This is a genomic window from Exiguobacterium sp. RIT452 (genome assembly GCF_003598705.1).
Classification (GTDB): Bacteria; Bacillota; Bacilli; order Exiguobacteriales; family Exiguobacteriaceae; genus Exiguobacterium_A; species Exiguobacterium_A undae.
This window is the reverse complement of record NZ_QXJB01000002.1, coordinates 197,659-211,227: the sequence shown is the minus strand read 5'-3', so window position 1 is coordinate 211,227 and position 13,569 is coordinate 197,659. Positions and strand designations below refer to the sequence as shown.

General features: G+C 48.2%; 14 protein-coding genes. All 14 read left to right on the top strand.

All coding sequences use genetic code 11. The annotated features are described in order from the left end of the window. Positions 1–21: 21 nt before the first annotated feature. The 14 genes from rplS to hslU all read left to right on the top strand — a co-directional run bounded on the left by rplS (position 22) and on the right by hslU (position 13,558). A complete protein-coding gene (rplS, locus tag D3D03_RS06590) occupies positions 22–375 on the top strand; it encodes a 50S ribosomal protein L19 (protein ID WP_012370767.1) in 354 nt (117 codons plus the stop codon). 100 nt (positions 376–475) lie between these two features. Then, positions 476–1,015, top strand: coding sequence for a signal peptidase I (gene lepB, locus D3D03_RS06585; protein ID WP_026832614.1), 540 nt, complete (start codon positions 476–478; stop codon positions 1,013–1,015). 216 nt (positions 1,016–1,231) lie between these two features. After that, complete coding sequence (ylqF, locus tag D3D03_RS06580; protein ID WP_026832615.1) at positions 1,232–2,098, top strand: ribosome biogenesis GTPase YlqF; 867 nt, start codon at positions 1,232–1,234, stop codon at positions 2,096–2,098. 58 nt (positions 2,099–2,156) lie between these two features. Continuing rightward, positions 2,157–2,909 (top strand): ribonuclease HII, encoded by a 753-nt coding sequence (locus D3D03_RS06575; protein WP_119923192.1) that lies wholly within the window; start codon positions 2,157–2,159, stop codon positions 2,907–2,909. A 13-nt stretch (positions 2,910–2,922) separates the two neighbouring features. After that, on the top strand, positions 2,923–3,801 hold the full coding sequence (locus D3D03_RS06570) for a hypothetical protein (RefSeq protein WP_119923191.1): 879 nt from the start codon (positions 2,923–2,925) through the stop codon (positions 3,799–3,801). Continuing rightward, the gene (locus tag D3D03_RS06565) at positions 3,798–4,058 is read left to right on the top strand and encodes an EscU/YscU/HrcU family type III secretion system export apparatus switch protein (RefSeq protein WP_026832618.1); all 261 of its coding nucleotides are present in this window, start codon (positions 3,798–3,800) and stop codon (positions 4,056–4,058) included. The genes D3D03_RS06570 and D3D03_RS06565 overlap by 4 nt, the downstream gene beginning before the upstream one ends. A gap of 88 nt (positions 4,059–4,146) precedes the next feature. Then, positions 4,147–5,307: an ADP-forming succinate--CoA ligase subunit beta gene (gene sucC / locus D3D03_RS06560; protein WP_026832619.1), complete on the top strand. Its 1,161-nt coding sequence runs from the start codon at positions 4,147–4,149 to the stop codon at positions 5,305–5,307. Positions 5,308–5,320: 13 nt separating this feature from the next. Beyond that, on the top strand, positions 5,321–6,235 hold the full coding sequence (sucD, locus tag D3D03_RS06555) for a succinate--CoA ligase subunit alpha (RefSeq protein ID WP_026832620.1): 915 nt from the start codon (positions 5,321–5,323) through the stop codon (positions 6,233–6,235). Positions 6,236–6,299: 64 nt separating this feature from the next. Further along, positions 6,300–7,127 (top strand): DNA-processing protein DprA, encoded by an 828-nt coding sequence (dprA, locus tag D3D03_RS06550; RefSeq protein WP_035387597.1) that lies wholly within the window; start codon positions 6,300–6,302, stop codon positions 7,125–7,127. Between the two features lie 47 nt (positions 7,128–7,174). Then, positions 7,175–9,271, top strand: a complete 2,097-nt coding sequence (gene topA, locus D3D03_RS06545) for a type I DNA topoisomerase (RefSeq protein ID WP_026832621.1) — start codon at positions 7,175–7,177, stop codon at positions 9,269–9,271. A 3-nt stretch (positions 9,272–9,274) separates the two neighbouring features. Next, positions 9,275–10,579 carry an FADH(2)-oxidizing methylenetetrahydrofolate--tRNA-(uracil(54)-C(5))-methyltransferase TrmFO gene (gene trmFO, locus D3D03_RS06540; protein WP_026832622.1) on the top strand — a complete coding sequence of 435 codons (1,305 nt, stop codon included), beginning with the start codon at positions 9,275–9,277 and terminating at the stop codon, positions 10,577–10,579. A gap of 172 nt (positions 10,580–10,751) precedes the next feature. Beyond that, positions 10,752–11,630 carry a tyrosine-type recombinase/integrase gene (locus D3D03_RS06535; RefSeq protein ID WP_026832623.1) on the top strand — a complete coding sequence of 293 codons (879 nt, stop codon included), beginning with the start codon at positions 10,752–10,754 and terminating at the stop codon, positions 11,628–11,630. Positions 11,631–11,643: 13 nt separating this feature from the next. Then, a complete protein-coding gene (hslV, locus tag D3D03_RS06530) occupies positions 11,644–12,195 on the top strand; it encodes an ATP-dependent protease subunit HslV (protein ID WP_026832624.1) in 552 nt (183 codons plus the stop codon). Then, positions 12,182–13,558, top strand: coding sequence for an ATP-dependent protease ATPase subunit HslU (gene hslU, locus D3D03_RS06525; RefSeq protein WP_026832625.1), 1,377 nt, complete (start codon positions 12,182–12,184; stop codon positions 13,556–13,558). The genes hslV and hslU overlap by 14 nt, the downstream gene beginning before the upstream one ends. The last annotated feature ends 11 nt before the right edge of the window (positions 13,559–13,569 follow it).

The following is a 13,569-nucleotide window of genomic DNA, read 5'->3' as shown; positions in this document are numbered from 1 at the left end:
TGAAAAAAGGAGAAATCATTCATGAACACACAACAATTGTTCCGTGAAATTACACAAGAACAAATCAAGTCAGACGTCCCTGCATTCCGTCCTGGTGATACAGTCCGCGTCCACGTTAAAGTCGTCGAGGGAACGCGTGAGCGGATCCAGCTTTTCGAAGGCGTAGTCATCAAACGTCACGGTGGCGGCATCAGCGAAACGTTTACAGTTCGTAAGATTTCTTACGGAGTTGGCGTTGAGCGTGCATTCCCGCTTCACTCACCACGTGTCGCACAAATCGAAGTCGTTCGTTACGGTAAAGTCCGTCGTGCGAAACTTTACTACCTCCGCAACCTTCGTGGTAAAGCGGCGCGTATTAAAGAAATTCGTCGTTAATCATGTGAAAAAGTGGCTTGTCTCCGGACAAGCTTCTTTTTTTTATCGTTTATGCGTATACTAAGTTTAGGCAAGAGATTGAATTGAAGGAGTGGAACGCGTGAAGGAGTTATTCAGCTGGGTCAAGGCGCTTGTCGTGGCGCTTGTAATTGCGTTCATCATCCGGACGTTTTTATTCGTACCGGTCATCGTAGATGGTGAATCGATGATGCCGACGTTACACAATTCGGATCGCATGATCGTCAACAAAGTCCCTTATTACTTTAACGAGCCGGAACGTGGAGATATCGTCGTGTTCCATGCGACGGAAACACGCGACTATATCAAACGTGTGATTGCGGTTCCTGGTGATACGATGTACTACAAAGATGACACATTATATGTCAATGATAAAAAAGTCGAGGAACCTTATCTCAATGAATTCAAGGCACAAATGAACGGGGTTCCGTTAACAGAAGACTTTACACTGGAAGAAAAAACGGCGCAGACGACTGTGCCAAAAGGGAAAGTGTTTGTAATGGGAGATAATCGTCAAAACTCGAAAGACAGCCGGGACATCGGTTTTGTGGATGAAGACCAAATCGTTGGCACAACGAACTTTGTCTTTTATCCGTTTAACGATGTGCGGTCAGTGGATTAAGATAATCATCCCGAAACAGAAAAACGAGGTTCACCCTCCGGTGGGCGTCGTTTTTTTGTTCGTTCTCAGACAGGGTTCTTTTCTTTCGAGAAGTTGCGTATACTAGAAAGTGGATCGTTTCTCTCGAACAGGGAGTGTATCGGTAATCATCGATACACGATAGATCAATCGTTCATTATTAGCAGTCCAGCAATATGAAAACTTGAGGTGGAAGATATGACAATACAATGGTTCCCGGGACACATGGCGAAAGCACGCCGTGAAGTCACGGAAAAATTAAAATTGATTGATGTCGTCATTGAGTTAGTGGATGCCCGCTTACCGATGTCGAGCCGCAATCCGATGGTCGAACAAATCACAGCCGGAAAACCCCGTTTGATCGTCTTGAATAAATCAGATATGGCCGATGGTCGTCTGACGGAACAATGGATGCAGGCACTGCGTAAAGACGGTGTGGACGTCATCGCGGTCGATGCGAAACACAATAAAGGACTCGGGCAGATCCATGAAGGTGCCTTGCGTCTGATGAAAGACAAACATGACCGGATGCGGGAAAAAGGTCGGAATCCAAGTGCGATTCGGGCCTTGATCATCGGAATTCCGAACGTCGGGAAATCGACGTTGATCAATCGTCTGGCCGGCCGAAACATCGCCATCACCGGAGACCGTCCGGGTGTGACAAAACGTCAACAGTGGATCAAGATGAAGACCGGTGAAATGGAATTGCTGGATACACCAGGGATTCTTTGGCCGAAATTCGACGATCAGCTTGTCGGCTATCGTCTTGCGGCAACAGGGGCGATCAAGGATGATATCTTGAATATCGACGACATTGCCTTATTTGCGATTCGGGAGCTGAAAACACGTTATCCGGAACAATTAAAAGCGCGTTACCGCTTGAATGAAGTTGCGGGTGAAGCCGTTGATGTACTGGAAGCGATCGGTAAAAACCGCGGATTCGTCACGAGTGGGTACGTCGACTTTGAACGGACAAGCGAAATGTTGCTCCATGAGCTGCGGACCGAGAAAATTGGACGAGTTACGCTTGAAACCGTCGAAGAGTGGGCCACTGTAACCGAATAAGACAGGCTTGGGTTTCTCTAAGGAGAATTCCAAGCTTTTTTCAAAAAGGAGACACGTCATGAACATCCAAGAATTAAAAATACACTTAGCAAACGTTTCCCGCAGTGAGCTGGAAGAATGGAAAGTGCGGCTCGGCGACGATTCACGAAAAGGAGTCATCACCGCCCTTAAACAAGCGGAACGACGATTGGAGCGTGAAGAACAGCAACGCTTCCACTTTCAAGAACGGTCGTCTTTTGAAGAGCAGTACCGCGAGCAAGGATACACGCGGATTGCCGGTGTCGATGAGGTCGGACGGGGACCGCTGGCAGGTCCAGTCGTGGCGGCAGCTGTCATTTTACCGGTTGATTTTTACCATCCGGGTCTGACCGACTCGAAACAAATGTCGAAAAAACAACGGCTCGCTGCCTATCAACACATTCAGGAAGTCGCAGAAGTCGCAATCGGCATCATCGAACCGGAAGAGATCGACCGGATCAATATCTATCAGGCATCGAAACAAGCGATGCAACAAGCCGTCTCGACGTTGCAGCCGGAAGCCTTGTTGGTGGATGCGATGGAACTGAACGTCGAGATTCCGCAGCTGTCCTTGATCAAAGGCGATGCCCGCAGTATCTCGATCGCAGCCGCGAGTGTCATTGCGAAAGAAACACGGGATACGATGATGGAGCAGTACGCCCGACTGTATCCGGAGTATGGTTTTGAACAACATGCGGGGTACGGAACAGCACAACATTTACGCGCACTTGACACTGTAGGCGTGACCCCGATTCATCGGAAAACATTTAAGCCGGTCCTGGACCGACTCTAGGAGGTGAGTGGTCGTGCAGATTGAACATCGTGCCTTACTGCCGTTCAAGATCATTGATGCGTCCAATCAACCGTTGCGTGAAGGGGCGAATGTCATCGGGAAAGTGTTGAAGTTATTACCCGACGGTTTGATGGAGCTGCAAGTCGGTCAACGCGTTTTGACAGCCGGAACGACAGCGGAGCTCAAGGAAGGAGCGACCTATCGGTTCACCGTCACCAGTGCCGAAGGACAACCGGTCCTGAAAATTGTGTCGCAGGAAATGGCGTCGCCGAAAACGGTCACGTTGCCCGTGTTTGACCGTCTCGGACAATTTTCGACAGAACCGGTTCCGCAAACGACACGGGATCTTTTGCAACAACTTGGTCAAAAGGTCATGGAAGGATCAGGACCTGCCTTTAAGCAAGCCATCATCGAACTGGTACAATTGGCGCGCAGTGCGGACGGGACGACGGAGGGACAACTCGACCGGAAAACGAGTGATCAGGTACTCGCGCAACAGGTCATGCAGGCGACAAATGAGACGGGGCGCGGTGTTTTTTTGTTTCACTTACCACAGTTCGGTCCGTTTGAAGAAGTGGATTTGACGATGGAGGCACCGTTTGACCAAAAAGAGTTTAACCCGGATCATGCACGCATTGCCTTTTACTTAAAACTGCCTCAGCTCGGAGAAATTGCCCTCGATCTGTTAATCACGGACCGGAAAATCGCGATTTCTGTTTTCCATCCAGACGAACGGGTTGCAACCTTCATGGCGCATTACCAACCCGCGATCGAACAACGTCTGCAGGAGCAAGGATATGAATTGATCCGCTTTGAACAAGTGGAAGCGGTGAAAGAACGGATTTCCTTTCAACCGACGAACCGTGACGGAAGGGTGGATTATCAGATATGAAAAAAGCCATCGCGTTATCCTACGAAGAACAGATGCAAGCGCCTAAAGTCGTTGCCAAAGGTTCGGAACGGGTTGCCGAACGGATTCTCGAGGAAGCGTTGCAACACGGGATTCCGATTCGCCAAGATGAGACGCTGATCACCTTACTCGATGCCGTCCAAGTATCGGAACAAATCCCCAACGAATTGTATGGGGTCATCGCCGAGTTGTTTGCCTTTTTATATCAGCTTGACCAAACCGGAATTTCGAAGAAATAAATGCTTTCGGTCGATAACGATAGACAGCGCTTCCAATTTTAACTACAATGAAAGAGCCGAAACTAAAGGGGTTAAGGGGGATTTTTTCATGAATGTACATGAATATCAGGCAAAAGAGTTACTTCGTTCATACGGTGTACCCGTTCCGAACGGAATTGCGGCATTTACAGTCGAAGAGGCAGTCGATGCAGCGGAACAATTGTCAGGTCCGATCAAAGTCGTAAAAGCACAGATTCACGCAGGGGGTCGCGGTAAAGCCGGTGGTGTTAAATTGGCGAAATCGCAAGAAGAAGTGAAGGAATATGCGACAGAGTTACTCGGCAAAACACTCGTCACGCATCAAACAGGTCCAGAAGGTAAAGTCATTCAACGTCTTCTTGTAGAAGAAGGATGCGCCATCGATAAAGAATACTATCTTGGGATTGTCCTTGACCGTGTAACAGGACGGGTCGTCATCATGGGTTCAAGTGAAGGCGGAATGGACATCGAAGAAGTGGCGGAAGCGACTCCGGAAAAAATCATCAAAGAAGTGGTGGATCCGGCAGTAGGTCTTCAAGCGTTCCAAGCCCGTAAACTCGCATTTGCGATGGGTGTTCCGGTTAAACTCGTCAACAAGTTCGTCGGCATGGTCACGAAGCTGTATACGTTCTTCGTCGACAAGGATTGTTCAATCGCTGAAATCAATCCGCTTGTCACAACAAAAGATGGGGATGTATTGGCTCTTGATGCCAAGCTCAACTTTGATTCAAATGCACTGTACCGTCATCCGGACGTCGTCGCACTGCGTGACGAAACGGAAGAAGACCCGCGTGAAGTCGAAGCTTCTAAAAATGACTTAAACTACATTGCGCTCGACGGCAATATCGGATGTCTTGTCAACGGTGCGGGACTCGCAATGGCAACGATGGATATCATCAAACACTTCAGCGGGGACCCGGCAAACTTCCTCGATGTCGGCGGTGGCGCGACAAAAGAGAAAGTAACGGAAGCCTTCAAACTGATTTTGTCAGATGAAAACGTCAAAGGAATTTTTGTTAACATCTTTGGTGGAATCATGAAGTGTGACGTCATTGCAGAGGGTATCGTGGCCGCGACAAAAGAAGTCGGCTTAGAATTGCCGCTTGTCGTCCGTCTTGAAGGAACAAACGTCGATGCCGGAAAACAAATTCTCAAAGATTCAGGTCTAGCGATTACAGCAGCTACATCAATGGCAGACGGCGCAGAAAAAATTGCTGCGCTCGTGAAGTAAGGGGGAGCTAAGGATGAGTATTTGGGTAAATGAATCAACAAAAGTCATCATTCAAGGAATTACAGGGAATCAAGGGATGTTCCACGGGGAACAGATGATTGATTATGGAACAAACCTCGTCGGTGGTGTCACACCAGGTAAGGGTGGAACGGAAGTATTGGGTGTACCCGTGTTCGATACAGTCGCTCAAGCGGTTGAAAAAACAGGTGCCAATGCTTCCATCATCTACGTACCGCCTGCATTCGCAGCGGATGCAATCATGGAGGCAGCAGATGCCAATATCGCATTGATCATCTGTATCACAGAAGGTATTCCGGTACTTGACATGGTTAAAGTGAAACGTTACTTGGGCGGGAAACCGGTCCGGTTGATCGGACCAAACTGTCCGGGTGTCATCACGCCGGGCGTGGCGAAACTCGGAATCATGCCGGGATATATCCACACACCGGGTCATGTCGGAATCGTGTCGCGTTCTGGAACGTTGACATACGAAGCGGTGCATCAATTAACGACAGCAGGAATTGGTCAATCAACAGCTGTCGGTATTGGTGGCGATCCCGTCAACGGAACGGACTTCATCGATACGCTTCAAGCGTTTAATGAAGATCCGGAAACAAAAGCCGTCATCATGCTTGGTGAAATCGGTGGAACGGCGGAAGAAGAAGCGGCGGAGTGGGTCAAAGCCAATATGACGAAGCCGGTAATCGGATTCATCGGCGGACAGACAGCACCTGAAGGCAAACGGATGGGTCATGCCGGTGCTATCATTTCAGGTGGTAAAGGAACAGCTGCTGAAAAAATCAAAACCCTTCGTGCGAATGGCATCGAAGTGGCAGAAACACCAGCGATCATTGGTGAGACATTGATTCGTGTCATCAAAGAAGCCGGAATTTATGATGAATGTGTCACAGGTTCAACAGTAAAATAAAAAAGATGATGGCTGTCCTGATGAAATCAGGACGGCTTTCTTCTATATAAAAGGAGCCTCTTGGATGAACAGAGAACTGTATGCACGTTTTGCGACTTGCCGCGTTCCGTATTCACTCGTTGTCTTGATCGAGCAGTATGGTCTTTTGCCGGCAGAAGACTTACCGGTCACGAAAGCCGTTAAACATCGCTACCAACAAGCCTTACGATTGGATCAGGTCCCAACGAACCTCCTTGTTCCGGGTGATCCTCATTTTCCGCTTCAGTTGCTCCAGATTCCCCATCCCGTTTATAGCTTGTTTTATCAAGGGGATCCGTCCCTTCTGCAGCAACCGATGATCGGTATCATCGGAAGCCGAGATCCGTCCACCACTCATGAAAAACGTCTCTCTTTCCTTCAACCCTTTTTTAAACCGCCATTCGTTACCGTCTCCGGTGGAGCTCTCGGCATCGATTCGCTTGTCCATCGCCTTTCCCTGAAACATCACCAAGCAACAATTGCTGTCATGGCAAGCGGCTTCGAGACCCTTTATCCGGCACAACACCTTCCTTTATTTCAACGCATCCAACAATCCGGACTACTCCTGTCCGAATATCCACCTTCCACACCCATTCGAAAATATCACTTCTTAGAACGGAACCGTATCATTTCCGGTTTGTCTTCCGGCTTGATCATCGTCGAAGCAGCACAGAAAAGCGGTACGATGAATACAGCCGGTCATGCACTCGAACAGGGCAAAGACGTGTATTGCCTGCCGGGATGTCCAACAGAAAAAAACTTTCAAGGAACAAATCAATTGATTGCTGAAGGCGCCATTCCACTGTTAAATCCTGAAGAAGTTTCAAAAAGTATCTTGATGAACGTTGACAAATGGGAATCGAGACTACTATGATAAGTGAGATTAAAATACGAGTACGCCTCTAATAGGGAGCGATTGCAATGGCAAAATATCTAGTAATCGTCGAATCACCTGCAAAGGCAAAAACCATCAAACGTTATCTCGGTTCGAACTATACCGTGAAAGCTTCGATGGGGCATGTTATCGATTTGCCAAAGAGCCAAATGGGTGTTGACGTTGAACATGACTATGAACCGAAGTATATTACGATTCGTGGTAAAGGTCCGGTATTAAAAGAATTAAAAACTGCGGCTAAAAAAGCACAAAAAATTTATCTCGCGGCCGACCCCGACCGTGAAGGGGAAGCGATTGCCTGGCACTTGGCGAAAGCCCTCGGCGTCGATGAATCGACGGAATGTCGGGTCGTCTTTAATGAGATCACAAAAGATGCCATCAAAGATTCGTTCAAGAGACCCCGCAAGATCAACTATGATCTTGTCGATGCACAACAGGCACGGCGTATCTTGGACCGTCTTGTGGGATACAGCATGAGTCCATTACTTTGGAAAAAAATCAAAAAAGGATTATCGGCAGGACGTGTTCAATCCGTTGCGGTGAAGATGATCATTGACCGGGAACAGGAAATCAATGCCTTTTTACCAGAAGAGTACTGGACGATCAAACTCGAGTTGGATGCCAACGGTGAAAAACTAGAAGCAAACTTTTATGGAATAGATGGCAAAAAACGTGAGTTGCACTCGGAAGAAGAGGTCAACGAAGTGTTGGCGCAACTTTCCCAGTCGTTTACCGTTGATTCTGTGACGAAAAAAGAGCGGCGGCGTAATCCGGCACTTCCGTTTACGACCAGTTCGCTTCAACAAGAAGCAGCGCGTAAGCTGAATTTCCGAGCGAAGAAGACGATGATGATTGCCCAGCAATTGTATGAAGGAATCGAGCTCGGAAAAGAAGGGACCGTCGGTTTGATCACCTACATGCGAACAGACTCGACACGAACTTCTGAAACGGCGAATCTCGAAGCGCACGGCTTCATTGAAAATGCGTACGGAAAAGAATACATTGCCGTTGAGAAACGGAAAGAGAAAAAAGCGGCAAATTCGCAAGATGCCCACGAAGCCGTTCGTCCGACATCCACGATGCGGGATCCGCAACTGGTCAAATCATATTTGTCACGCGATCAGTTCCGTTTATACAAACTGATTTGGGAACGGTTTGTCGCCAGCCAGATGGCACCTGCCGTCCTGGATACCGTAAAAGTGGACCTTGTCTCAAACGGAGTGACGTTCCGCGCAAACGGTTCAACGGTCAAGTTCGCAGGATTCATGAAAGTCTATATCGAGGATACAGACGATGAAGCCGTGACTGACGTTAAGGAAGGGTTATTGCCTCCACTTGACGATGGAGAAGTGTTGCAACAAGAAATGATTGAACCGAAACAACATTTCACGCAACCACCGCCACGTTATACAGAGGCACGGCTTGTCCGGGCGATGGAAGAACTCGGAATTGGTCGTCCGTCGACGTATGCTCCGACACTGGATACGATTCAAAAACGTGGGTATGTGACGCTGGAAGAGAAAAAATTCTTGCCGACGGAACTCGGTGAACTCGTCATCGATATGATCAGCGACTACTTCCAAGAATTCATCACCGTCCAGTTTACGGCCGATATGGAAGCCTTGCTTGATGCGATCGAAAAGGGTGATATGCAGTGGACAGAAGTCGTCGATCCGATTTATAAATCGTTCGCGAAACGTTTGACACGGGCAGAAGCCGAGATTGAAAAAATCGAAATCAAGGATGAACCAGCCGGAGAAGACTGTGAAGTCTGTGGGCACGCAATGGTCATCAAGATGGGCCGTTATGGTAAATTCATGGCGTGCTCGAATTTCCCAGAATGCCGGAACACCAAACCGATTCAAGTCGAAATCGGTGTCAAATGTCCGACATGCGGAACGGGTGAGATTGTGGAACGCCGGAGTAAAAAAGGCCGCCTGTTCTACGGCTGTTCCAATTATCCGGAATGTGAATTCGTTTCATGGGATAAACCGGTCGAAGAACCATGTCCGGTTTGTAGCAGTATGATGGTACAAAAGAAAATCAAGAACGGTGTGAAAGTAGAATGTACGTCTTGCGGACATCATGAAACACGCATCGATCAGGAGCAAGAGGAGGAATGACCGGTGAAACGAGTAACCGTGATCGGCGCCGGACTCGCAGGTTCTGAAGCAGCATGGCAACTTGCGAAACGTGGCGTTCAAGTAGATTTATATGAAATGCGACCAGTGAAGCAGACCCCTGCTCACCATACGGATCAATTTGCAGAGCTCGTTTGTTCAAATTCACTACGGGCGAATCAATTGACGAATGCAGTCGGTGTATTAAAAGAAGAAATGCGTCAACTGGATTCCTTGATCATGAAGGCAGCTGACTTGGCGAGTGTTCCGGCAGGTGGAGCACTTGCCGTCGACCGCCATGACTTTGCAGGATACGTGACAGAGACATTAAAGAATCACCCGAACGTTACCGTTCATCATGAAGAGATTGAAGCGATTCCGGACGGTCCAACCATCGTTGCGACGGGTCCGTTGACGAGTGCTGCTTTATCGGAGTCATTAAAACAGTTCACAGGAGAAGATTACCTGTACTTCTTTGATGCCGCAGCACCGATTCTTGACGGTGATACGATCGACCGGGAGAAGGTCTACCTCAAGTCACGTTATGACAAGGGCGAAGCCGCTTACTTGAACTGTCCGATGACAGAAGAAGAGTTTACGCATTTCCATAACGAATTGATTCAAGCGGAAGTCGTTCCGCTAAAAGAATTCGAAAAAGAAATTTATTTTGAAGGCTGCATGCCGTTTGAAGTACTTGCATCGCGTGGACCAAAGACGTTATTATTCGGACCGATGAAACCGGTGGGTCTCGAAGATCCGAAAACCGGAAAACGTCCGTATGCCGTCGTTCAACTTCGTCAAGATAATTCAGCCGGTACGCTGTTCAATCTGGTCGGTTTCCAAACGCATCTGAAGTGGGGCGAACAAAAACGGATCATCCGCCTGATTCCAGGTCTTGAGAATGCAGAGATCGTCCGCTATGGCGTCATGCACCGAAATACGTTTGTGAACTCGCCGAACCTGCTCCAACCGACTTATCAAACGCGGACACGTCATGATTTGTTCTTTGCCGGACAAATGACGGGTGTGGAAGGGTATGTCGAATCGGCCGCTTCTGGTTTGATGGCAGGAATCAATGCAGCGCGTCTGATCAATGAAGCAGAACCGGTGGCTTTCCCGAAAGAGACGATGATGGGGGCAATGGCTCACTACATCACGACGACGGAAGGAAAGAACTTCCAACCGATGAATGCAAACTTCGGACTTGTTCCGGCGCTGGTCGGACAGACCGGACGCATGAAGAAACCAGAGAAGTATGCGCTCTTTGCCGAACGGGCACTCGAAGCAATCAAAGACTTTACAGATATGTAAGAAAAGATGGGGGAAAAGGCGCATTTCAGCGTTCTTTTCGCCCATTTCTTAATTTGTCATAAAAGCGTGATAATTTTGTCATCTTTCTGGTTTTTGGTCTATTGTCAGACTACTTCCGGTATGCTATGCTAAGGTCGATTCGAGTATGAAATGGTTAGAAGGAGGCTCACTAATGGGAGTAGACTCAGAGTTTGACCTACTGCGGAAATCTTTTTTGCGGTATGTACACATCGAACGTCAATTATCTCCAAATACGGGCCGCTCTTATGATCAAACACTTCGACAATACGCCGCTTTTTGCCTCGATCATCAGCTGAGATCGATTGAATTGGCAACTGCACGGCGTTATTTGTTTGCCCTTTACGATCAAAACGCATCCAGATCGACCATTGCTCAAAAAGTCTCTTGCTTAAAACAGTTCGGACGGTTTATTACACGGGATACGGACAACGTGAATCCATTCGACGGACTGAAGGCACCAAAACGTGTTCAGACGTTACCAACGTTTTTAGTACCGTCCGAATACGAACGTTTTCTGGAGGCTTTCCGGACGTCAGATGCGTTTGGTGTCCGAAACGTGGCATTGATCGAATTGCTGTATGCAACTGGCATGCGTGTCAGTGAACTAGCCGGATTGAACCTCAAGGATTTGGATCAGGATTTAGAATATGTTCATGTGTATGGAAAAGGAAGAAAGGAACGCATTACACCCATTGGATCGTTTGCGAGAAAAGCGCTGGCCGCTTACTTAGTTGAGCGGACACCAATGGAGGGTGATGAACAGGCCTTGTTTCTTTCCCGGTCAGGTCGGCGTTTGACGACCGACGGGATTCGAAAGATTCTCAAAAAAGGGGATCCCCTGCTTTCGAAACACGTCACACCACATGCCTTACGACATAGCTTTGCAACAGATCTTCTGGAACGTGGAGCCGATTTACGAGCTGTACAGGAATTGCTTGGTCATGCTTCATTATCGACAACGGGACAGTACACACACGTCACGACGGAACGCCTTCGTCATGTTTACCAGCAAGCGCATCCGCGTGCCTAAGGGAGGAAACAAAATGTTTCATGCAACGACGATTTTTGCCATTCAACATAACGGTCAATCCGCGATGAGCGGGGATGGACAAGTGACCTTCGGAAACCAAGTCATCATGAAGAAAAGTGCGAAAAAAGTACGACGTCTCTATGGCGGCAAAGTGATTGCCGGTTTTGCTGGAAGTGTTGCCGATGCGTTCACACTATTTGAAAAGTTTGAAGCGAAACTCGAGATGTACAACGGGAATCTGCAACGAGCTGCCGTCGAATTAGCAAAAGAATGGCGTGGCGATAAGATGTTACGGCAACTCGAAGCGTTATTGCTCGTCATGGACGGCAGTCATTTGTTGCTTGTATCCGGAAACGGGGAAGTGATTGAGCCGGATGATGGGATCCTAGCAATCGGTTCAGGCGGTAACTATGCCCTGGCAGCAGGACGGGCGTTAGTACGCCATGCAGCACATCTGACGGCTGAAGAGATTGCACGGGCGGCTCTTGAAACAGCTGGAGAGCTATGTGTGTTTACGAATGATCAAATCATTTTAGAAACGATTGGGGGAAGTGCAGATGCATGAATTTACACCGAGACAAATCGTGGAAAAACTAAATGAACATGTCATTGGTCAAGCCGATGCCAAACGGGCTGTCGCGATTGCGCTTCGTAATCGTTACCGTCGTCAATTACTCGATCCAAGTTTGCGTGATGAAGTGACACCTAAAAATATTTTGATGATCGGACCGACTGGCGTCGGTAAAACGGAGATTGCGCGCCGACTGGCGAAATTAGTCCGGGCACCGTTCGTCAAAATTGAAGCGACAAAGTTTACGGAAGTCGGCTATGTCGGACGAGACGTCGAATCGATGGTCCGTGATTTAGTGGAGGCATCACTTCGCCTCGTAAAGGATGAGAAGAAAGAAGCCCTGAAAGAACGTGCCGAGGCAGTCGCAAACGAACGAATCGTCGATGCTCTGGTTGGGAAAAAATCTTCCGCCGGTCTTGGGGGCGGCAATCCGTTTGAGATGTTATTTGGAGGCAACCAAAAACCACCTGAACAAGAAACTGCGAACGATACAGCAGACCGCTCGGTGATTCGTCAACAACTTTTCCAAGGTCAACTAGAAGACCGCATGATTGATGTTGACATCGAAGAGCGGCAAATGGATCTGTTCTCCGGCCAACAGGGGATGGAAGGTCTAGCAAACTTGCAAGACATGCTCGGACAAGTGATGCCGAAGAAAACGAAAAAGCGTCAATTGAGCGTCAAAGAGGCACGTCCGATTTTGACGGCGGAAGAAGCGGAACGGTTACTCGATTTAAATGAAGTGCATGATGAAGCGGTCCGTCGCGCGGAACAGATGGGCATCATCTTCGTCGATGAAATCGATAAGATTGCGACAAAAGGTCACGACAGTGCCGGTGTGTCGCGTGAAGGCGTCCAGCGGGACATCTTACCGATTGTCGAAGGGTCAACGGTCGTCACAAAATATGGACCGGTCAAGACTGATCACATGTTATTTATTGCAGCCGGTGCCTTTCATATGGCAAAACCGTCCGATTTGATTCCCGAATTGCAGGGACGTTTTCCAATCCGGGTGGAACTCGACAGTCTGACGGAAGACGATTTCGTTAAAATCCTGACGGAACCAAACCAAGCTTTACTCAAACAATACAAAGCCTTACTTGGGGCGGAACAGGTACATGTGACCTTTACCGAAGAAGCCATCCGTCAAATTGCACGGATAGCGGCACAAGTGAATGATGAAACAGATAATATCGGTGCTCGCCGTTTATATACCATCATGGAGCGTGTGCTGGAAGAACTATCATTTGAAGCGGCAGATATGCCGGAAACAGATGTGACCATTACACCGCAATATGTCATGGATCGAGTCGGAAAAGTAGCAGATGATCGTGACCTAAGTCAGTTCATCTTATAAGTGGAGGAAGA